Source organism: Legionella pneumophila subsp. pascullei (assembly GCF_900637585.1).
In the GTDB taxonomy this organism is placed as follows: Bacteria; Pseudomonadota; Gammaproteobacteria; order Legionellales; family Legionellaceae; genus Legionella; species Legionella pascullei.
Map to the genome: position 1 here is coordinate 155791 of NZ_LR134380.1, position 22245 is coordinate 178035.

A 22245-nucleotide genomic window follows, 5' to 3' on the forward strand; every position below is an offset into this window, starting at 1 on the left:
TTAAGTCCTGATTTAGTTATATGTTGGATAAAAACAGGATTGGGATAATAATTATTGTTTGGTGTGAGACGCCGGAGTAAGTGGATTGACTGCCCGCCACGCCCAGATTGAAGCAAAAGGCCATCCAATCAGTGTTGCCTGCATAATCAAGGCAACAACAGCTCCGCCTGGATTGTCTTTAATCAATAAAACCAACCAAGGGATGAATATAGCAAGAATTGAAAGTATTATCCTCATTTTGTAATCACCATTTATACATGATTGAGCGATAAGGTTTCCTTCATTTAGTAATCTGGCAAGTATCCTATGCTCTATTCTGTCTGACTTAAATTAATTATAGACATATCATAATGTATTTTGCTAATTGGATACAAATCAAAAGGCATTCAGCTTAATGGAAATAATAAAGAAGGCTTGCAAACAACCAATAAACATTGTACATTGTGCGCTCATTCCTCGAGTAATTAATAGCATAATTTACACCATCTGACTTCACGATATGACTATCATACATTCAAGGTCGACAGACTTTTGCAAATCAAATGATTTTGATAATTTTCATGCCAATAGACTAAACACAATAAGGGTACCAGAATGAGAAAGCAGGCGCTGCACCCACGAACCGCTGTTATCAATAAAGCACAAAAAAATCAATCCAAACGTGCACGATCTGACGCATTATTATGGCTTGCGGCTAATTTTCCTGAGGCATTTGATAATTCTTTGCGTATCCGGCCATTAAAGATTGGTATTATGTCTGACATATTGCAGCATGCAGAAAAAGCAGAGCAAGTTGGAATTTCTAAAAGTAAATTAAGAGAAGCGGTTGTTCTTTTTACCCGTCGTCTCGATTATCTGGCTTGCTTAAAGGCTCGTGAAGTCCGTATCGATTTGCAAGGAAATCCAGTAGCGGAGGTTACGGAAGAAGAAGCTGAGCATGCTTCCATGAAAATTAAAAAACGTGTGGAAAAGAGTGTTAAAAATGCTCGCAAACAAGTAAGTGGAAAAGTAGTTACTCATTCGCATGTCAATAATCAACAGAGTACAATTTCCAGCATTAAGCCAATCAATTCAATTGACTCTCATCCTGAGCCTGTTTTGCCAGTATATCCCCTCAGAAGTTCTGCGTATACATCACAAAATACGGCCATGCAATCCGCCAAGCCATCATCCGTAGTAGTCAAACATAAAGCGCCAAAGCAATATGATCCGGATGCCGTAGCTCGTTTAAAAGAAAAATTAGGATTGTCTCGAAAAGCAGAAGAGAAGAAGGAAACGGCAGAATAAATGCGAATAGTGACATTTTTTTCAGCAGCATTGTTTATTTCTCCACTGTGGGCTGCGCCAAAATTTTTACCATCCCAACCTGCTTTTTATGGAATATACGACATTAAGGGAGCTGAATTATGCAGTACAGCAAAGCATACTTTAGCTTACTTAAACAAGGGTAAAAATTATGACCCTCAAGTGATTCACGATGGAAAAATCATTAAGATTTCCTTAGAAAGAGTAAAAAGAACCCTAGAATTTATTTGTCAGAACCAAAAAAAATTAAATAACCCGGATTTTGTAAAACAACACTTCGATTTCATTCGATGGTATCCTGACTTAAAGCAAGCAAAACAATTATCTGCCAATAAACCATTATTACAAAATATACCCAAAGATAAGATATTGATGACTAAATATTTTGTGCATTTGGCAGGCGCCAGTACCAAACCGACCTCCAAGAAACCCTATCCTTTGTATGCCTTACCCCAAGATGAGCAGAATTTGACTCTGGATGAAGCAAATGCCAAACCAGAATTGATCCGTTTCAAATATGGAAAGCAAGCGATATTATCCGGTGCTCTTAAAAATCAACCGGTTAGTGAATTGGCCTACTTCAGTCGGGATGATTTAGAGGCAGCTTTACTGCAAGGTACCGTTGTTGCAGATTTCGGACCGACTGTTGGCAAAAAAACATTTAATGTCCATCGTAGTAACAATATTGCCTATAATCGAACTAAAACGCCCTATCAGCAGGAGCGCTTCTGGTATTTCAAGGAAGTTGATGGAATTAAAGGTTATGGAAAGGACGCTGAATACAAAATTACTGTTAACCCCAATGTGACCTTTGCGGCTGATTTGACTGAATTTGGCTTGGGAAAATTACTGATGGTTCAGTATCAAGACAAATCAGGGCGTAAAATGACTAAAATGGGCATCATGGCTGATACTGGGGGTGCTTTTAATAACAATTTCTATCAAATCGATTATTTGGCAGGAAGTTTTCCGGGACAGAGTGCTCTGTACAAAGCTACTCGAGGTTTACCTGATTATGTTGATGCTTACTTTATGATTTTAAAACAACCTTAGGTGTTTAACGTATTAACGGAGTAAGGCCATGATATAGAACGGTTTTATATCGATAAAACCTGTTGAACCTTACAATTTGGTAAACTTGATTTCACCTTCTTTTCCTTCTCCCTCGCGTGGTGAAGGGCCATCCGTATTTTTTATGGCATTAAGTTCTTCTTTAAGGCTTATCGATTTTTCTATATTCTTTATTGATTGTTCCATTTGTTTTTGGCGATAAATATAAATCAAACTGCCCCCGGTTTTTATTGCTTCGGTGATACTTGCTGTAATGATTGTAATAAACTGCATAAATTTTCTCAGGAAATGAGTGCCTTTATCAGCTGAAATTAATTTTTCAATAAAGACAGTGTCATTGGGTAATAATTTAACTTTTAAAGCACGTTGCCTTATTGGGATGTCTCTATTTTGTAATTCTCTATTGATGTTCTCAATATACTCTTTGACATCCTGATTTTTGGGGGGGAGTTTTGCGCTGAATAGGCGGAGCCTGTCGTAGGCTTCAAAAACTATCAAATGATCAGGCAAATGTTTTTTTTCAAATTCTTTCAATCCTTGCAGCAACTCTTTTGAACAGTCATCGGCATATAGAAAGCGATTTTTATTTTTTTTGTAATATTCTCTGGCAATTTGTTCATATTCCTGGGCAATCGGCGCTTTAAGCGTTGTATAAACAAGGTGATTACGTAATGACACTTCGAACTGCATGTCCATTAAGACATTTCTGGTTTGATTGGGGTTTTTATCTTCAAGCAGCACCATCTGTTGCCTGAGGAAAGCTAATTTATCGTTCTTAATCTCAATTTCAAATGCTATTTCATGATTCGAGGGATCTTCGGACAGCTTTTTCTTTAATGTTTGCAGATCGCTTTCGGTTTGTCTGATGAGAATATTGACATAAGTGGTATCGTCCAGAATAGATAACTTTTTACTAAAAGGCATGTCTAATTCCAAGGCAGCAGATAAGAATAATTGGTTGACTGCAGCCATGGCTGGATTAATTAATGTGCCTGGTTTTAAATTCAGGTAGTCTTCTTCCTGAGATAATTTCGTAAGTAAATCTCTATACGCATTTTCTTTTATCTTGGGGAAGTCATAAGTAACCAAGGTATTGACCATGCCAGCTACCTCAGCTGCCTGAGCCCCAGCCCGTTGAATTTGTTCTAATAAATCAAGAAGAACTTTGATCGTTGCAATATTAAAACCATACTTCTCTTCTAATGTTTCTTTCAATCTGCTAATTTCAGCGTCCATAAATTCTTCATTCGCTAATTGTTCTCGGGTAAACGAACGAATAACCTTGGGTTGTTGACCAAACGCATTTTTGTATCTGGAACTTAAATAGGCTCTTGCTTTCTCTAACTGGGGAGAGGCCAAATGCGCGTATTTTACACCTAGTTTTGCCGCTTTTTTTCCTATTGATTCATTCCGGTCGATTTGTACTTCACGAATTCCAGCCTCAAAAAATGCTTTTTCAATACGATGGTCTCTTGGTGTTTTTCTTTTTAACAATTCTTTATGGGCTCTATTAAGAATAAACTGAAGATCAGCCCAATCTTCTTTGTTGTAATTGATGGATTGAACTTTATTACTGAAACTCAATGCGGTACGTACTAATGGACCATAATGCTGTTTCAATTCCGGTGAAAATCGCTCCACTGCCATTTTTAATTCGTGAGCATGGTTTGCAATTTCTACCAACGCTTTTGTTTGCGACACAAGGCTGCCGCTCTTTTTTATGTGCTCAAATTGTTTTAAAGCGGTTTCCAGGTGATATAAACCGTTTTCGACTTCTTTAATTTGCTTTACCATGAGCGGATCTGTGTCATTTATGACGTGCAATGGTTTGTCTTCAGGTTTTATTAAATATTCTTGCACTCGAGTTGAGAAATTATCTCTGGTGAGAGCAGAAAACTGCTCTCGTATCATACCCACGGTGGATGACAATTTTAATTCTTGAATGTAAGCCAAATTACCACGAACGGTGTTAAGAGATGAGACTGATGTTGGTTTTAATTCTCCAGGACCTACAGCGGGTTTCTTGCCTTCGGTTTCTAAAAATGTTCTACGCAGTTGAAAAATATTGATTTCTTTTGATGTATCAGATTTTAACTCAAAAGATTTGGCTTTAACGTGCTCGATGGATTTATCAACGACAGCAATTTTTAATTCGCAGGATTTTTTGTGTTCGTTTAAATAGTTTTCAACTGCAGGCTGCAATTTTATCAATTGAGAGACTGTCACCTTAATTTTATTTATTGTTTCAGGTGGGGATGTTTCAAGTTGATTTAAAGCAGCAACAAAATCATTACTTAATTCCAAATGAGTATTTGCCATTGCTGATTGAATCTTGACAAAAGCAAGACGCAATTGAGCGAGCTCATTTGGCTTTATGCTGGTGAGTGGTTGACCTGAATAGTGTTTAAGTATTCCGAAAAAAGTGTTAACTGCTTTTTTTTGCTCTTCTATTTGGATCAATGCAAGGCAGTGTTCTGTTTTTTTAGCCATTAAGCGTTCTATGCGTTTGTCGCCCATATAGAATGAAAGAGGAATTTTTTGCAATTTAAAATTGGGTTTGGTTTCGATAATTTCATTTAGTTTGTCGTTAATTTGGTCTAATTCCAGGGCAATAGGTGCTGATAAAAGGCCTGGTGTTAAGTAGTGACGTGTCTCAATTTCATCAAGCATCATCATCAACTTGGGATAACCCTCTTTTAACCATTCCTGGTATTGTCGAATAGTGACCTCTTGCAGGTTAGTTCCTTCGCGTTGAATTTTTTTATTTAATTCGATAAGACCAGAGATAGCGCTGAATCCTTTAAACATGCTCATTAAGTGGGCATTTTCTTCAAAAAACAATTCAAATACTGAACCTATGGCTTCAATTTTTTTGCTGCTGATTCTTAACTCATCAATTGATTTCTCAGATTTTTGATCCAATGAACTTGAAATATTGTTCAATAACCTTGGAATTTCTGAAAATAATTTAACCAGTGAAGCGGTTTGCGTTATTTCATCCGTTTTAGGTTGAACTGTATTAATTCCCTGACCTAAAATGCTTCCCAGTTTTTGCGCGACGTCAAGTTCACTGAATTGACTTGCCCAGCCATACTGGTTCACCAGCCTGTTTGCTTCAGTAATTACAGGCGCTATTAAATCGTGATTCTCACGAATTAAATTGTGAATGTCTGAGAAATCCTCGGTAAACAACGTAAATGATTTGTACACTTGGGATAATGCCGCTACGCCTTGATGTGCGGCAGCAATCTTACCCACGGTAGTGCTGGTATCTATGCCATGCCAGGTCTTAAGAGCACACTCTGCATGATACATACTGTTGATGATTTTTTTTATTGCCGCGATTTGTGGCGGGTCTTGATCAAGATGAACAAATGGAACGCCATGTTCCTGTGGGTTTAGACTGTCAGCTATGGCAGGAGATAAGGTGGATTTAAACTTACTTAATAACAATGTCCGAGCAGTACTGATTTTATCAGCATAATCCAATAATTCAGTCGTTTTTTCTTTTGGTTTTTTTTCATTTCCCTTTACAGTTTCTTCAGGTAATGTTTTTGTTTTTTCCGGAGATGTTTCGAGTGGACTTCTGGTCCTGACTTGGCCTTCTGTTTTTAATTGTTGCAAGGCGGATAAGTCATTAGCTGTATAATTGGTGTCTGAGAAAGATGACCCTAAAGTCATAATTTGTTGCAACAGTGGAGCCAGCGCTTTTTGACCCTCTGGTGAAAGTTCTTTGACACTTGATTTTAGTTTGGAAGCTGCAGAAGCGATTGCGATAAAATAATGCAATCGGATCATAATCCCATAGCTCAAATCGATTTTTTCAAAATCTTTAAGCGCTTTTTCTAATTGAAACAAATTATTTTCAATCGCTTTAATTTGTTTCACCAACTCAGGATCCTTTTCATTGACTTGATACGGAAGAGTTGAAAAACAGGCTTGATATTTTTCTGGCAAATGGCGATGAATCAGAGTATCGACACTAGCTCTTGTGCTGTTTACTGTAGTCGATAATTGCATTTCCTGAATGGCAGTTAGTGTTCCACGCAGATTGACTAATTTCGAAGGTTTCACTGCAACAAATGTGGATGGAGGAGCCTCTATCGGAGAAGGTTGCTTTCTCAGGGTTGATTTTATAGCATTGACACGAACTTCGGCTTTATATTGCAGTGCGGTTTCTTCTAGCTTATCTGACCCGGTCCTTAATTTTTCACGAGCTTTTTCAGCAATCAGGATCTTAAATTGTTCGGAAGCAATTTGGCTTGACAGAAAACGATCAACAGATTCTCTGGTTCCCAGGATTTTATCAACGTTGTAATTTACTACATAACTGGCTACATAACCTAAACCATCTTTGGCTAATTCCCACCATGATTTGGGTTTAGGTGCGGTTTTTTCAGGGCCGGTAGTATTTAAAACAGAGGTTAACAGATTTTCAAGGTCCAAGCTGGCATGAGCCAGTGCTGTTTGTATTTGGGGATATAATTGTCTTAGTAATATCCGATCCGGCTCTGTGACTTGTGAAAGATTCATGCCTTTATAGGCTTCCAGGATCCGATAAAAATCAGCAGTAGCCGCTTGCTGTTTTTCGGTAGCCATGATAGCGCGCACACTGTTGGCCTGAGCATTATGAATTTGTTGCTCTCTTTTCCCCTTCAATGATTCTATGGATACAACGCGCTCAGTAATACCAAAATTAGGTTCAGATAGTATGCCATTCACTTGCTTGCCTAAATGCTCTATTTGAGAACACAAATTGGTACTTAAACTGCCTGGTTTTAAATAGTTTTGTCGTTCCAGTTGATCAGCAAAGGTGATTAATGTGGGTAAATAGTGATTAGCCCAGGAAACATATTGCTGAATAGATTTTTTGCTAAAATCAAAACCATCGTCTTGTATGTTCTTAAACCATTCTAATAAATCCTTTATGGCTTTTGAGTCTTCAAAATCACTGATACTTAATTTACTGATAAAAGGATTATTGTCCAAGTCATCAAGTAAAGAACGAACCAATTCTACGGCTCGTTCTTTCTCTTTTCCTGTCATGCTCTTTTCTTGTAGTGTGGATACGGTTTCTACCAGTTTTGATATTTTTGAAAAAGCGTCAATAAGTGGATGCGTATCCTCTGATTTGCCTATATCAGGACCTAGTAAATCCATTCCTTGAAAGATCACTTTGGAGGCTTTATCAGTTACATCCATTTCCATGAATTCTGATAACCAGCCAGACTCTTGCACTATGGTATAAGCTTGAGTAAACAGCGGTTCAAGTAAATGATAATTGTCGGCTATGACACCCCTTATTTCAGGGGTAGCTTCATCAAGTAAACCCAGGGATTTGTATATCTGGGTTAGTGCACGGATTAATTTGGGCGCTGCTTTGGCTTTACCCAATAGCGTACTGGTATCAATGCTTTCCCAGCTTTTAAATGCTTCCTCCGCATGATAAAGACAATTAATGACTTTTTTTAGAGTTGCAATTTGGGGTGGATCCTTCTCAAAATGAATAAAAGGAACACCATTTGGTTGTGGAATGAGTTTTTCAGCGACTAGATCATCCAATTGCGCTTTAAGGGCTTGCAGCAACAAACCCCTGACTTCATTTATTTGCTGCGATAACGGAACATCTGATGAGTTATGATCTGGCATATTTATCACCTCTATGCTTAATAGTAGCATAGAGGTGATGTTTTGATTAAAGTGATGGTAAAATGACCGATTTTATCGCTTATGGAAGAACACTATTTTAACCAATAAGATGCCAGGCACTCAAACGACAGGTATAATTTCCATGCAGTTAGTGCCGCCGGGAGTTCCAATTTGGGTGCCACGGGTTAATAAAACATAACCTTTCTTTTCAAGGTGCCCTGATTTGACTAATTCATGCAAAATTTGTTGATTCAATCCTTCAGGGTTGAATTGATGAAAATCAATATAGATAGGAAAGACATTGTTTACAAGGCTTAAACGGCCAATGGTTCTCTTATTGGCTGATATAGCAAAAATAGGAACAATGCTGTGCTGTCGGGATATCCATAAAGCCGTGTCGCCAGACTCAGTCAATGTGATAATCGCCTGAATGGGAAAATGATTGGCAGTATGCATGGTCGCCATAGCGATTGCTTGGTCAGCACGTTGATAATGACAGGTTTCCGGATCACTATGATAAAAAAAGCTGGCATGTTTCTCAGCACTTAAACAAATTTTATTGACCATGGTGATGACTTTAACTGGAAAAAGACCGCTTGCTGTTTCGGCCGAAAGCATTACTGCGTCAGTTCCGTCCAGAATCGCGTTAGCCACATCAGAAACTTCGGCACGAGTAGGCTGGGGATTGCTTATCATGGATTCCATCATTTGGGTTGCAGTAATCACCACTTTATCTAACAGTCGCGTTTGTTCTATGATGTGTTTTTGAATAGCGGGAACTTCAGCAGCACCCACTTCAACGCCTAAATCTCCTCTGGCCACCATGATAGCGTCTGCTTCCCGAATAATATCGGTTAAATGATCCAAGGCTTCCATGCGCTCAATTTTAGCGATGATAGGGGTTATTTTTGCCCCATAATCTTTCATTAACGCTCGTGCTTGCTGGATGTCTTCCGCGTCTTTTACAAAAGATAAACTGATGTAGTCCACTTCCGCTTCAATTGCTGTACGTAAATCATTTCTGTCTTTTTCTGTTAAAGTCCTGGCCGCTAAGCCACCACCTTTTCTATTCAAACCTTTCAAATCAGTGAGTATTCCACCTTCCACTACCTTGCAATGAATTTTTGACCCGGCAATCTCGATGACTTCCAATTCAATTAAGCCATCATTAATCAGAAGATGATCACCAATACTGAGTTCATTGGCCAAATTGGGATAAGCGACTGAAACGCCATTGATGTCGCCCAGGGCATCCGGGGCCATACAATTCAATGTAAAATTTTGTCCATCAATTAAAGTGATGGATTTGTTGTGAAAACGGCCGACTCTTATTTTAGGTCCTTGTAAATCAGCCATTACGGCAACCGGGTGGTTTAATTCGTCTGCGATTTTACGAACCAGTGCAATTAATTGCAGGGCAGAGGCATCGGCATGGGAAAAGTTAATTCGTACTACGTTGACTCCTGCAGCCAACATGGAACGCAGAATTTCAGGTTCCTTGCTGGCCGGGCCTAAAGTGGCAACAATTTTAGTTCGTCTTAACATGTTTTGCGCGCTCCTGCAAAATAGCAACAGCAGGCAAGGTTTTTCCTTCCAGACATTCGAGAAATGCCCCACCTCCTGTGGAAATATAAGAAATTTGTTGATTCAAATCATAGAGATCAACAGCGGCTAAGGTATCGCCACCACCAGCAATAGAGAAGGCATCACTCTCGGCAATCGCTATAGCAATGGCTCTTGTTCCATAAGCAAACTGCGGGAATTCGAATACACCAACCGGACCATTCCAGATGATGGTATTGGCGTCATGGATGAGGTCTACATAATCTCTTATGGTTTCTGGGCCAATATCAAGAATCATATCGTCTTCAGCCACATTAGACAGAGACTTGTTGAAAGCAGGGCAGGTTTCACTAAAGGTTTTGCCTACGACAACGTCGGTGGGTAGTGGAATTTGGCAACCCTTCTCTTTGGCCAGAATAAGAATATGACGCGCCTCATCTAATAAATCAGGTTCGTACAGGGAAATACCAATTTCAAATCCCTGAGCTTTCAGAAAAGTATTGGCAATACCTCCCCCTGGAATAAGAACATCAACCATACCCACTAATTGTTTCAATAGACTGAGCTTGGAGGAGACTTTGGCTCCTCCAACAATAGCAACGATAGGTTTTTTGGGTGCTTTGAGCACCTGATTTAATGCTTCAAGTTCCCGGATTAGCAGAGGACCAGCAACGGCGATTGGAGCATATTGAGCTACACCATAGGTAGACGCTTGTGCCCTATGTGCCGTGCCAAAAGCATCCATGACAAAGACATCACAAAGGCTGGCCAATTTTTTTGCCAGGGCCTCGTCATTGGATTTTTCACCTGGATTAAATCGGACATTTTCGCAAATGACCAATTCCCCAGGCTTAACATCCAGGCCATTCAGGTAATCCTTGACGAAGCGAACAGGATACTCCAGGTTTTCCTTTAAATAATCAGCAACAGGTTCCAAAGAGAATTTTTTTTCATATTTGCCTTCTTCTGGACGCCCGAGATGAGACAATACGATAACTGCTGCGCTGCTGTCCAGGGCAGATTTGATGGTAGGCAGGGCCGCTTGCAATCTTTGATCACTGGTAATTATGCCGTCTTTGATGGGGACATTTAAATCCTCACGAATCAGAACTCTTTTGCCAGACAGATCAATGTCGCTCATTTTAATCAGGTTCATTGGTTATCCTTTAGCAGTTCATCATTTGGTGTGCAGTATCAATCATGCGGTTAGAGAAACCCCATTCATTGTCATACCAAGCAACCACTTTGACCAAATTACCTATCACTTTAGTTTCCGTTGTATCGAAAATAGCCGAAGCAGGGTTATGATTGAAGTCGCAAGAAACTAAAGGATCTTCATTAATTTGTAAAATTCGGCTTTTAGCCTTGCGCATGATGTCATTGATTTCTTCTACAGAGGTTTCGCGTTTTGCCAGGAAGGTTAAATCAACAACGGATACGTTTAATACCGGTACTCGCATCGCAAATCCGTCCAACTTCCCTGCCAGTTCCGGTAAAACCAAACCAACGGCTGCAGCAGCGCCAGTTTTGGTTGGGATGATGGACTGCGTTGCAGAGCGAGCGCGTCGTAAATCTTTATGGCTTCCATCCAGAAGCATTTGATCTTTTGTATAGGCATGGACAGTGTTGACCAATCCTGACTCAATTCCTATGGCGTCATTTAACACTTTAACCACTGGGGCAAGGCAGTTTGTTGTACAGGATGCATTGGATACAATGACATCAGACGCTTTGATAACAGAGTGATTGACTCCATAGACCACAGTCGTATCAACGCCTTTGGCCGGAGCCGATATTAATACTTTTTTAGCACCGGCAGTAATATGGCCCATTGCCGCATCTCTGCTGGTAAAGAAACCGGTGCATTCAAAGACGATATCAACGTCCAGTTGTTTCCATGGCAATTTGGCCGGATCACGTTCAGCAATCACTTGAATGCCATGCCCATCAACAATCAGCATGTTTCCTTCTATGCTGACATCCGAGCGAAAAGGACCGTGGGTTGAATCGTAGCGAGTCAGATGAGCGGTCACATCGATGCCAGATAAATCATTAATGGCAACGACTTCAAACTCATTTTGCCTGTTGTATTCAAAAATCGATCTTAAAATGCAACGACCAATGCGGCCATAGCCATTAATCGCGACTCGTATTGTCATACTACTTCTCCGAGTTAGGGTACCCTCCATACTCAGTCAGACTGAATACAGACCTTCTTGAAACTTAAGAAGGGGTATGGGTTACACCATTGTTTGTTTGGTTAATGTATCCAGAGTATTGATAATTTTTTCTACTGTAATTCCAAGGTAATTAAAGGCATCCGTAGCGGGAGCTGATACTCCAAAACAATCCAGTCCAATGACAGCGCCGTCAAAGCCAACAAATTGGTGCCAATAGGCACTGCTGGCCGCTTCTATAGCGATACGTATACGAACGTCATCGGGTAATACCTGGTTTTTGTAGTCATCGCCTTGGGCAAGGAATCGCTCAGCGCAGGGCATGGATACCACCCTGACATGGAGACCTCTTGATTTTACCTTCTCTGCCGCAGCTATAGCCAGCTGAAGTTCTGAACCTGTAGCTATCAGGATAGCATCAGGCTTCCCTTCACAATCTGCGATAATATATCCACCTTTCTTAATCAAGTCGGCGGCGTCAGTACCATGGGCTAAAGCAGGCAGATTTTGCCTTGAGAGCAATAAAGCGGACGGTCCATCATGGTGTTCTAACGATTGTTGCCATGCAACAGCGGTTTCCATTAAATCAGCAGGACGCCATACGGTCATGCCTGGAGTCATTCTTAACATAGCGATGTGTTCTACAGGTTGGTGTGTAGGGCCATCTTCCCCTAAACCGATAGAATCATGGGTCAATACGTATATCACTCTTTGCTTCATCAGAGCGCTTAAACGGATCGCATTTCTTGCATAATCTGCGAAAACAAGGAATGTTCCACCGTAGGGAATAAATCCTCCATGCACAGCAATTCCATTCATGATGGCAGCCATGGCAAATTCCCTCACTCCATAATAGAGGTAGTTTCCGGAAAAATTGTGAGCCGTGATGGCTTTGCTGCCTGACCAGTCGGTATTATTGGAGCCAGTCAAATCAGCGGAGCCGCCGAACATTTCCGGTAATATTGGCGCGAAAAACTCTATGCATTGCTGCGACGCTTTACGCGTTGCTATGGCTTTCTCATTATTCAGGCATTGTTTCAGGAAGCCAGCCGATATTTCTTGCCAATCATCGGGCAGGTCGCCATTGGCACGGCGTAAAAATTCTTCGTGTTCCGATGGATATTGTTGCTGGTATTCATGCAGGAGTTGCAGCCATTGTTGTTCTTCTCTTTCTCCTTGCTCTCTATGGTCCCATTGCTTGTAAAGCGCATCTGGAATTTCGAAGGGAGCATGTTTCCAATTAAAAAATTCGCGAACATTATTTATGTCCTGGGCACTCAATGGAGAGCCGTGCGCTTTTTCGCTGCCTGCTACAGAGGAGCCCAGCCCTATGACGGTTTTACAGATAATCAATGAAGGTTGGGACGTGTTCATGCGCGCTGCAGATATGGCTTGCTCAATTTGATTTGCATCGTGGCCATCGATGGGTCCTATGACTTGCCAGTTGTAGGCTTTAAAGCGAGACGTGGTATCGTCCGTAAACCAGGATTCCACCTTGCCATCAATAGAAATGCCGTTGTCGTCATAAAATACAATGAGCTTTCCCAAACCAAGAGTGCCAGCTAAAGAACACGCCTCATGAGAAATGCCCTCCATCAGGCAACCATCACCGGCAAAAGTATAAGTATAATGGTCAACCAGGTTAAATTGATCGTGGTTAAAGGTACTAGCCAACACACGCTCCGCTAAGGCCATCCCGACAGAATTGGCTAACCCCTGACCTAACGGCCCTGTTGTGGTTTCGACACCGGGAGTATGCCCGTATTCCGGATGCCCTGGTGTTTTTGAATGCAATTGGCGGAAATTTTTAAGCTCGCTAATATCCAAATTGTATCCGGTCAAATGCAGTAAAGAATAGAGAAGCATGGAACCATGGCCATTAGATAATACAAAACGGTCTCTGTTAAACCAGTGCGGATTCTTGGGATTAAATTTTAGAAATTTTTTCCATAAAACGGTGGCAATATCGGCCATACCCAAGGGCATGCCAGGGTGGCCTGATTGAGCCTGGTTTACTGCATCGATGCTTAACATGCGTACCGCATTAGCTAATTCTGTAAAACTGTTCATGCCTACTCTTATGCATTTAACTGAGGCACTATTGTCGCTCAGAAGGCATAAATCGGCAAGAACGCCAATCATTTTTAGTTGAAAATAATGCCAATATTAGAGCAAAATGTAAATTTAAGTTTAAATTTTTCCTAATTTTTGACATAATGTTAGGGTTTGATTAATTTTTGCAGTCCAGATAAAGTGACTGCAGCAAAAATTTTTGTAAAGCTACATTACAAACACAAATGATATGCGGATTATTTATTTCAAAAAATCATGACACCGATTATTAGTCATTTACTAAAAATGTTTCCAGAGCTGACCACGCAAGTTGAAACTGATTCATTGAATTGGACTTTTAACACTCGCCTGAAGCAATTGGGTCCTGATTTTTATTCGAAAGCCGCTCGTCTTCATCCCATTCTCAATATTGAATACAGTGTATTGTGCCAGCGCTTAAGGTATACCCTGTCCTCGCTTGATTACAGTTCTCCTGAGCAAATCAAGGAACAACTGATCGACGCACTCAAACTGGCTGAGCTTTTGGAGTACACCTATCAATACTATCTGGTCGTTCCACGCGAAGTGCTGCGTTTGCGCCGCCATAAAGCCATATACAGGGAATTATTGACTGAATTGTCCGGGTATTCTTTTGCGTTAGATAGTTCAGAAACAGAATCTCTAAAGACAAGCTTGTCATTGACACAGGCCATTCGCGAGAAAACAGCCCAATCCAATTGGTATAGAATCTTTATCAGCAGAAGTAAACGAGTCATTAATCTATTGGATAATCTAGACACTGGCTCAAAGGCATTTCGTGATTTTGTAGTACTACTTGATAAATACACCAATCCATTTTTAGCTTATTTAGGCTGGTGTTTCTTTGCTCCCCGCTTATTTACCAATCTCTTTTTAATTTTAAAGCATACCATTCCAGGGCAATGGATGGGAGAAAAAGAAAAATCACTGGATTGGTCTGATCGTTTTTATGCCCACCTGCAACGACGTTGGTTCGAGCTGGCCAATGATAGCGTTTGGTTTACAGTCGGGATTCTCAATTGCTTCTTGCTGGTGGGTGCATTAGCACCTCTCTCTGTTTATTTGTCTTTGTTTGCCTTTGTCTTTGATGTCGTCAACACAAGCCTGCGAGCTTATATAGAGATTAGCCGATTACAGCAATTGCAAAAAGAATATGGCGAACTCTTCGATCAGGAAGAAAATGAAGACAGGAAAAAGACAATCAAAGAGTATCAGGACTCCATCAGCTATCGCATTAAATTTGAGGTTCTGCGTTCCTTTTTAGCGGTTGGCGGGGCAGCCGCTGTCGTGATTGCAATGGCTTTATCAGTTCCTGCTTTAGGTTTTATAAATCCTGTCATCCCCTTGGTTGGGGCAGTACTTTTGCTAGCGCTATGGGGTGTTTCGTTATACTTGACCAACAAGTTGGATGAATACAGGCCTGTCGATAACATTGAAAAACCTGCTCCTTCCGTTATCAAAAAATTGGGCTTTTTTGCCTCCAAAAATGAAAAGAGAGAGAGTCTGCATCTTTCTGCCAAGACAGAAAAAGACGATGAAGCAGGGGAATTAATCCCGACGCCCGCTTTTTAATTGATTACTATGCTTTGCCATTTCAGCGCGGACAAAGTATAGAGACGAATTCAATTGAATGTTATGCTTTCAAAAAAATTACATGATGGAAAGGTATAACATGTCGACCACAGTTGGATTACCACAATTTAGTCATATAGAAGTTGAACATTTCAAATCCCATCTTGATGCGTTATTAAAAAACCATCTCGAGGAAATTAATAGGCTGCTTAAAGAAAATCACCACTACACCTGGGATAATTTAATTTATCCTTTAGATAGCCTGGCCGATGAACTGGAGCGTTTTTGGTCTCCTTTTGCACATATGCATGCGGTGATGGATTCGGAGGCAATACGTGAATCCTATGAGGCGTGTCTGCCCTTGCTGTCTGCCTATGACGCTGCGATTGGGCATAATCAAAACTTGTATGAGGCGATTAAATCGATAGATCAGCACCCCCTTAATCCTGCCCAGAAAAAAATTATTGCAGACAACATTCAGGATTTCGAGTTATCCGGAGTTGCTTTATCCAAGACAAATAAAAAACGGTTTGAGGCCATTCAATCGAGACTGGCTGAATTATCCAGCAAATTCGAAAACAATGTGTTGGACGCGACCCATGCTTACACTATCCATATTACCGAAGCAGAACGGTTAGCCGGATTACCCGAGCACGCTTTACATACGGCAAAAGAATTGGCACATGAGAAGGGGTTGGATGGCTTTGTTTTAACGCTCGAATACCCTTGTTTTCAAGCCGTCATTACTCATGCCGAAGACAGGGCTTTACGTGAAGACATGTATCGGGCTTACATCACTAGAGCCTCAGATCAAGGCCCTAATGCAGGAGCCTTTGACAATACTCCGCTAATTGATGAAATTCTGTCCCTGCGCCATGAAAAAGCCGAGCTTTTAGGGTTCAATAATTTTGCCGAGTTATCCCTGGCGACCAAGATGGCGGCCTCGACAAATCAAGTCACTGAATTTATCTATGATTTGATTGGCAGAACCCGTGACAAGGGTAAGGCTGAATTTAGGCAACTTGAACTGTTTGCGCAGGATAAATTCAATCTAAGCCCTGTAAACCCATGGGACGTTGCTTATCTTTCTGAAAAAAGAAGACAAGATTTGTATTCCTTATCTCAAGAGGAATTACGGCCTTATTTCCCACAGCCTAAAGTGATGCAAGGCTTGTTCGCGATTGTTAAAAAGCTCTTTGGTATGAGTATCGAGGAGATTGAGGGCGTGGATGTTTGGCATAAGGATGTTCAATGCTATTGCATAGTCGATGAATCCAATCAAACACGCGGGTACATTTACACGGACTTATTTGCCAGACCTCACAAACGAAATGGTGCCTGGATGGATTCCATGCAAAGCCGCAGAAAACTCGAGGATGGCACGGTTCAGTTACCCATTGCGACCTTGACGTGTAATTTTGCCAAGCCTTCTGCAAACAGACCAGCCATGTTATCGCATGATGAAGTGGTGACTTTGTTTCACGAGTTTGGTCATTGCCTGCATCACATTTTGACCCAGGTGGATTATCTTGGCGGCTCAGGAATTAATGGCGTGGAATGGGATGCGGTGGAATTGCCCAGCCAATTTTTCGAAAACTGGTGCTGGGATGAGCACGCATTGTCTTTACTGACTTCGCACGTGGATACAGGGGAAACCTTGCCTTCCGCATTGTACGAGCGCTTGATTGCCGCTAAAAATTTTCAATCCGCTATGGCCATGCTAAGACAAATGGAATTCGCCTTGTTTGATTTTCGCATTCACCAGGAATATCAAACGGGTAAAGCGTCATTTGTCCCAAATATTCTGGCGGATGTACGTTCTAAAACCAGTGTTGTGCCCATTGTTCCTTATAATCGCTTTCAACATAGTTTCTCGCATATTTTTGGGGGTGGCTATGCTGCTGGCTATTACAGTTACATGTGGGCAGAAGTACTGTCCAGCGATGCCTTTGCGCGATTTGAGGAGGAAGGTATTTTCAACCCCAAAACCGGGCATGACTTTTTGAAATCCATTTTGGAGGTAGGCGGATCAAGAAAAGCAGCCGATGCTTTTGTTAAATTCAGAGGAAGACCCGCGACGATTGATGCCTTACTGCGCCATAATGGGATTTTATAAAATCAGGGCTTACGCCCCCCAATCTCTTTGTTAAAAACTATTGTGTTTTGACCTTGAGGGGTGTAAGTCCTGAAAATATATTCATTATGCTGGTGGGATTTTGCTTACACGCCCGCATTTTATGTTATAATTAAAGTGTACAGAATGGGGGGCGACCTGGCTTCGACGTGGGTTGCAAAACCGGAAGTGCATGCCGAGAAGGAGATCTCTCGTAAATAAGACTCAATTAAATATAAATGCAAACGATGAAAACTTTGCTGGTGGGGAAGCTATCGCTGCCTAATAAGCACTTTAGTTAAACCATCACTGTGTACTGGCCAATAAACCCAGTATCCCGTTCGACCGAGCCCGCTTATCGGTATCGAATCAACGGTCATAAGAGATAAGCTAGCGTCCTAATCTATCCCGGGTTATGGCGCGAAACTCAGGGAATCGCTGTGTATCATCCTGCCCGTCGGAGGAGCCACAGTTAAATTCAAAAGACAAGGCTATGCATGTAGAGCTAAAGGCAGAGGACTTGCGGACGCGGGTTCGATTCCCGCCGCCTCCACCATCCTATTGATTTATAAAGAATTTTTTATTGATTTGTTCCCGCTGATTTTTGTATTTTTTGAAATAAAAACTAATATAACTGCTTGATTATATTTAAAATATAATTTTTTAAATATCTATTCTTTCCTAAAGAATATATTTAAAAGTACCCAATTTATGCCCAAAAATGATGTCGGAAATAATTTGAGATGGATAAGATTTTTATATTGTTTTTGGTATGCTTATTCGTCGAAGTGTAACTAATATAAAATTAACATAGATACGCTCCTTGTAGATTTTGATGTACTCTATTGTGATATTCAACTTTATTTGTGGGTGTTAAGGTATCTATGAGAGTTGTTAGTCCAATGCCTTTACAAAATGGAGATACAATAGGCATCGCTTCTCCTTCTAGTCCTCTAAAATCAAAATCAATTGATAAAGGCATTAATTATCTCCGAGATATGGGATTTAAAATAAAATTTGGAGCTCATTTTAAAGAAGAGAATAGATTTTTAGCTGGAAGCGATGAAAATCGTGCAAAAGACATAATGGATTTTTTTATAGACCCCGAAGTTAAAGCTATTATTGTTAGCCGAGGAGGGCAGGGCTCACAGCGTGTTTTACCATTACTTGATTATCATATTATCGCTAATAACCCTAAAATGCTTGTGGGATTCAGCGATACTACAGCATTACAATTAGGGATTTTTAAAAAAACGGGCTTAATTTCATACACTGGTTATACTCTAACTATTCCATGTAATCCTTTACTCGAAACAACATTTTTATCCTGTCTATTTAATAAGTCTTATTCTGTTCAAGGTGGAGATATAGTGCATACAGGTGTAACCACAGGGGAGTTAATAGGAGGAAATTTATCTCTTGTTACATCTCTGGTAGGGACGCCTTATCAGCCTGATTTTAAGGAAAAAATTTTATTATTAGAAGACGTATCAACGGAACCTTTTAATGTGGACAGAATGATTTCTCATTTGGATTTAGCAGGAATATTCGATCAGGTTTCAGGGATAGTATTTGGTCAATTTGAGAGTTGTATTTCGAAAGACGATACTGAGGGTACCATTGATGAGGTTATAAACGACTGGGCATCTCATTTTAAAGTTCCTTGTGTTAAAAACTTTCCTTATAGTCACGGTGTAAATAACTGTGTATTGCCTATTGGAGGTCTTGTGACACTAGACGCTCCCTCTCGTTCCCTAAATATAAATAAAAGAGTTACAATTTAACGCTTATAAAGATATATCTCATCAATAGAAGTATCTAGTTCGTAAAATGATGGGTTTGCGGACGATTTGGTAAGCCTATCAAAAATAGCTAATTTACACTTGAAATCGGTTCGGAAATTCTATCCATAAATCAAAGTTCTTTTTGACTTCATTCCTATGACATTCCGAATTTCAATCTTGGGATGCCTTCATGATATCAATTTACTTATGCTATAGTGATAAAATCACATTTTTTATAGCAAGCGTAGGTCGGGCCTCGGCCCGACAATTACTTAATTGATAGATATATTTAAAAAGGAATTACAACCAGTGATTGGGCTTTTTAGGATACATTACACACACTAAATCAGTTTGGAGAATAACATTGATTTTATCGGGCCAAGGCCCGACCTACGCTTGCTTCCTTTTGTTAATCAGGGGAAAACCGCTTTTCTAGAAGAAGAGGCATTTCTTACGGATTAACAGATTTCCTAACAGGCGTTTATCCTGATAAATTTGAGGGATTTATGTTAAATAATGAAGCTCACATTATTCTTTATTTTATTATCTAGAGTCTATATAGTTTTAACCCAAAAAAAATAACAAAGTGATTAAAAAAATACTAATAAGGGTTAATATATGAACCTTGTTGAATTTTGGAGATATATTTATGGGTCCAAAACTAATGTGTGGATTAACCATGTTTTTTGTTTCTTCTGTAGCAATGGCTAATCTATCGAGCACGGTTGAAACACGGCTAGGTGATAATAATCAACTAATCATTCCGTTCACTTTGAATAACCAAGGCACCCAAGCCATCACTTCAGAATCTAATTTAGTGCCCAGCGAAGCTAAAGTAGTAGCGCCTCAAGACGCAGTAATGTTTGAAGTGACTCTTCCTGATGTAGTAGGAACACAGCGCATACGATATCATGCTGGTGCCTCAGGCTGTGATTTTTATATTGACATACAGAATGGCGGAGCTTCACCTGACAGCCATGTGACCTATGTTTCTGCTGTTCCTATTAATGGCATTACAGGATGTAATGTTTACTCTTCTGGTGGCGTAAATCATCTGGCTGTATCATTTACGCAGTTTTAAGATTTTTATAAGCCCTTCTACATATTGTGTTGGCTCAAAAATGAGGTCAACACCGCTTCCACCAAATCACCCTAATACATCGTTTAATAGTATTAAACGTGAATTCGATATAACTGCTCAAACAACAGCCATAAAAGATCGTTGAATATTTAAAGAGGGCTTCTTTGGTTTAAGTGTATAAGCCGCTAAACCGGCCAACATGACGTGGTCAACCAAAATGTTACACCCCAGTTAAGCAACTTTCATTAAAAAATCGCTCTGTTTTTCAAATTGATTTGGGCTTAAATATCCCAAATATGAATGTAATCTGTGGCTGTTATAGAACATGGTGATGTAATTCAAAATGTCCTGTTGAGCTTCCCATCGGGTTTGATAATTTCGCCATTGAACTCGCTCTTGTTTTAAGCTGCCAAAGAAGCTTTCAACGACGCTGTTATCCCAGCAGTCGCCTTTTCTGCTCATGCTACCAATATATCCCTTGCTCTTTAATAAATTGCGGTATTGGTAACTAGCATATTGAGCCCCTCTATCGGATTGAACAATAAGCCCTGATGAAGGTTTTCGCTGCCAAATTGCCATATTCAGAGCATCACAAACCAATGTTGCTTTCATTCTGGATCCCATGCTCCAACCAACCACCTTCCTTGAAAATAAATCCAGAACGACTGCTAAATAAAGCCAGCCTTCCTGAGTCCAGATATAGGTAATATCTGATACGTAGGCTTTATTAGGCTCGTTTGTATGAAATTGCCTATTCAAAACATTTTCATAAACCGGCTGTTTATGGTTGCTATTGGCAGTCACTTTATATTTCTTTCGATAACGAACAAAAACTTTGGCTTCTTTCATTAAACTTTGAGCTCGTCTTCGACCTACTGGATAGCCTAATGCATTTAAAGCATTCTTCATCCTGCGGCTTCCATAACAATACTGGCTCGCTTCAGCTATTTTTTTCACCCACTCAATAACCTCCTCATGCTCAGGATTATCTGGTTTATTTCTCTGGCGTTGCTGATAACTGTAATATCCATGCCGTGTAATGCCCAGGAGTTGGCACATTAAGCCAACTGACCAGGTCTTCTTATTTTGGGCGACAAACGAATATTTTATTTCGTTTCTTGAGCAAAGAAGACCGCCGCCTTTTTTAAGATTTCCTTTTCCATTTTCAGGCGTTTATTTTCTTCCTGCAGGCGACGTATCTCTAATTGTTCTGCTGTTAACTTCCCATTTCCTCGAAATGCTTGCCCATCTTGTTCTTTGTGTTCTTTTATCCAGCGACTTAGTAGCGCTTGAGTAATGCCTAAATTATTGCTGCTTCTGTTACCCCATAACCTTGTTCTAAAACGAGAATAATTGCATCCAGTTTAAATTCTCTGGGGTATTTCTTTCTTATCGTCATTACTTTCTCCAGTTAAGTACATTATCTCTTAACTGGGGTGGTCAAATCTATTAAACCACGTCATTCTTCTAAGCATCTCAGAAAAAAGAGAGGTGGCTCGTATGCATCAGATTTCCAAAAGACGTTAAAGAGAAAAACTTCGTAAACAAGCTGAAATCGATTATAAGGGAAGAGGAAAGCAATGAGGATGCAGTTAAATATTATCTGTATACACTTTCAGATATAAAATGGAGCGATTATGAGAAAGATTTGGACTATGCTGAGTTGATTGATGATATCTTTGAAGGTTTAAATCAAGCTCCTTTAGAGGGAGCCGCACAAATCTTTTTCACTGAAGAAACAAAAAATAGGATATTGGAAGTTGAAAAAAAATTAAGCTGACGAAACCGTTGATGAAAGATGACGATTTATTCGGGTCACAATTTGAAGAAATTGATTAT

12 protein-coding genes, 1 other RNA gene and 1 pseudogene are annotated in these 22245 nt (G+C 40.2%); 7 read left to right on the forward strand and 7 right to left on the reverse strand.

Annotated elements, in window-relative coordinates:
* Positions 1–51: 51 nt before the first annotated feature.
* A complete protein-coding gene (locus EL201_RS00690; RefSeq protein WP_027223239.1) occupies positions 52–237 on the reverse strand; it encodes a hypothetical protein in 186 nt (61 codons plus the stop codon).
* 357 nt (positions 238–594) lie between these two features.
* On the opposite strand from EL201_RS00690, the gene EL201_RS00695 reads away from it, so the two are divergent.
* Both EL201_RS00695 and EL201_RS00700 read left to right on the forward strand, forming a co-directional pair.
* Positions 595–1287, forward strand: coding sequence for a ProQ/FINO family protein (locus EL201_RS00695; protein WP_027223240.1), 693 nt, complete (start codon positions 595–597; stop codon positions 1285–1287).
* Positions 1288–2358: a hypothetical protein gene (locus EL201_RS00700; protein ID WP_027223241.1), complete on the forward strand. Its 1071-nt coding sequence runs from the start codon at positions 1288–1290 to the stop codon at positions 2356–2358.
* A gap of 69 nt (positions 2359–2427) precedes the next feature.
* Here the strand turns inward: EL201_RS00700 and sdhB are convergent, their stop codons facing one another.
* The 5 genes from sdhB to tkt form a co-directional block, all read right to left on the reverse strand.
* Complete coding sequence (gene sdhB / locus EL201_RS00705) at positions 2428–8055, reverse strand: Dot/Icm T4SS effector SdhB (RefSeq protein WP_080273225.1); 5628 nt, start codon at positions 8053–8055, stop codon at positions 2428–2430.
* Positions 8056–8145: 90 nt separating this feature from the next.
* The gene (pyk, locus tag EL201_RS00710; RefSeq protein ID WP_027223243.1) at positions 8146–9570 is read right to left on the reverse strand and encodes a pyruvate kinase; all 1425 of its coding nucleotides are present in this window, start codon (positions 9568–9570) and stop codon (positions 8146–8148) included.
* Positions 9554–10744 carry a phosphoglycerate kinase gene (locus tag EL201_RS00715; RefSeq protein ID WP_027223244.1) on the reverse strand — a complete coding sequence of 397 codons (1191 nt, stop codon included), beginning with the start codon at positions 10742–10744 and terminating at the stop codon, positions 9554–9556. The genes pyk and EL201_RS00715 overlap by 17 nt, the downstream gene beginning before the upstream one ends.
* Positions 10745–10754: 10 nt before the next feature.
* Positions 10755–11747 carry a type I glyceraldehyde-3-phosphate dehydrogenase gene (gene gap / locus EL201_RS00720; protein WP_027223245.1) on the reverse strand — a complete coding sequence of 331 codons (993 nt, stop codon included), beginning with the start codon at positions 11745–11747 and terminating at the stop codon, positions 10755–10757.
* A gap of 81 nt (positions 11748–11828) precedes the next feature.
* Positions 11829–13835, reverse strand: coding sequence for a transketolase (gene tkt, locus EL201_RS00725; protein ID WP_027223246.1), 2007 nt, complete (start codon positions 13833–13835; stop codon positions 11829–11831).
* A 258-nt stretch (positions 13836–14093) separates the two neighbouring features.
* Here tkt and EL201_RS00730 point away from each other — a divergent pair, with 258 nt between their 5' ends.
* From EL201_RS00730 to EL201_RS00755, 5 genes are all read left to right on the forward strand, one after another.
* A complete protein-coding gene (locus tag EL201_RS00730; RefSeq protein ID WP_027223247.1) occupies positions 14094–15428 on the forward strand; it encodes a hypothetical protein in 1335 nt (444 codons plus the stop codon).
* A gap of 100 nt (positions 15429–15528) precedes the next feature.
* Positions 15529–17544, forward strand: coding sequence for a M3 family metallopeptidase (locus EL201_RS00735; protein WP_027223248.1), 2016 nt, complete (start codon positions 15529–15531; stop codon positions 17542–17544).
* A 147-nt stretch (positions 17545–17691) separates the two neighbouring features.
* Positions 17692–18097, forward strand: a transfer-messenger RNA (tmRNA) gene (ssrA, locus tag EL201_RS00740).
* Positions 18098–18425: 328 nt separating this feature from the next.
* Entirely contained in the window at positions 18426–19325 is a 900-nt protein-coding gene (locus tag EL201_RS00745) for a S66 peptidase family protein (RefSeq protein ID WP_027223249.1), read from the forward strand.
* A 649-nt stretch (positions 19326–19974) separates the two neighbouring features.
* On the forward strand, positions 19975–20406 hold the full coding sequence (locus EL201_RS00755; RefSeq protein WP_027223250.1) for a hypothetical protein: 432 nt from the start codon (positions 19975–19977) through the stop codon (positions 20404–20406).
* A 231-nt stretch (positions 20407–20637) separates the two neighbouring features.
* Here the strand turns inward: EL201_RS00755 and EL201_RS00760 are convergent.
* Positions 20638–21805, reverse strand: a pseudogene (locus EL201_RS00760) (IS3 family transposase).
* Positions 21806–22245 lie beyond the last annotated feature (440 nt).

Excerpts from the sequence above, each read along its gene's own strand:
- EL201_RS00745 (WP_027223249.1), top strand. The coding sequence starts at position 18,426 with ATGAGAGTTGTTAGTCCAATGCCTTTACAAAATGGAGATACAATAGGC.
- sdhB (WP_080273225.1), bottom strand. The coding sequence starts at position 8,055 with ATGCTACTATTAAGCATAGAGGTGATAAATATGCCAGATCATAACTCA.
- gap (WP_027223245.1), bottom strand. The coding sequence starts at position 11,747 with ATGACAATACGAGTCGCGATTAATGGCTATGGCCGCATTGGTCGTTGC.
- EL201_RS00690 (WP_027223239.1), bottom strand. The coding sequence starts at position 237 with ATGAGGATAATACTTTCAATTCTTGCTATATTCATCCCTTGGTTGGTT.
- pyk (WP_027223243.1), bottom strand. The coding sequence starts at position 9,570 with ATGTTAAGACGAACTAAAATTGTTGCCACTTTAGGCCCGGCCAGCAAG.
- EL201_RS00735 (WP_027223248.1), top strand. The coding sequence starts at position 15,529 with ATGTCGACCACAGTTGGATTACCACAATTTAGTCATATAGAAGTTGAA.
- EL201_RS00715 (WP_027223244.1), bottom strand. The coding sequence starts at position 10,744 with ATGAACCTGATTAAAATGAGCGACATTGATCTGTCTGGCAAAAGAGTT.
- EL201_RS00755 (WP_027223250.1), top strand. The coding sequence starts at position 19,975 with ATGGGTCCAAAACTAATGTGTGGATTAACCATGTTTTTTGTTTCTTCT.
- EL201_RS00700 (WP_027223241.1), top strand. The coding sequence starts at position 1,288 with ATGCGAATAGTGACATTTTTTTCAGCAGCATTGTTTATTTCTCCACTG.
- EL201_RS00695 (WP_027223240.1), top strand. The coding sequence starts at position 595 with ATGAGAAAGCAGGCGCTGCACCCACGAACCGCTGTTATCAATAAAGCA.
- EL201_RS00730 (WP_027223247.1), top strand. The coding sequence starts at position 14,094 with ATGACACCGATTATTAGTCATTTACTAAAAATGTTTCCAGAGCTGACC.
- tkt (WP_027223246.1), bottom strand. The coding sequence starts at position 13,835 with ATGAACAGTTTTACAGAATTAGCTAATGCGGTACGCATGTTAAGCATC.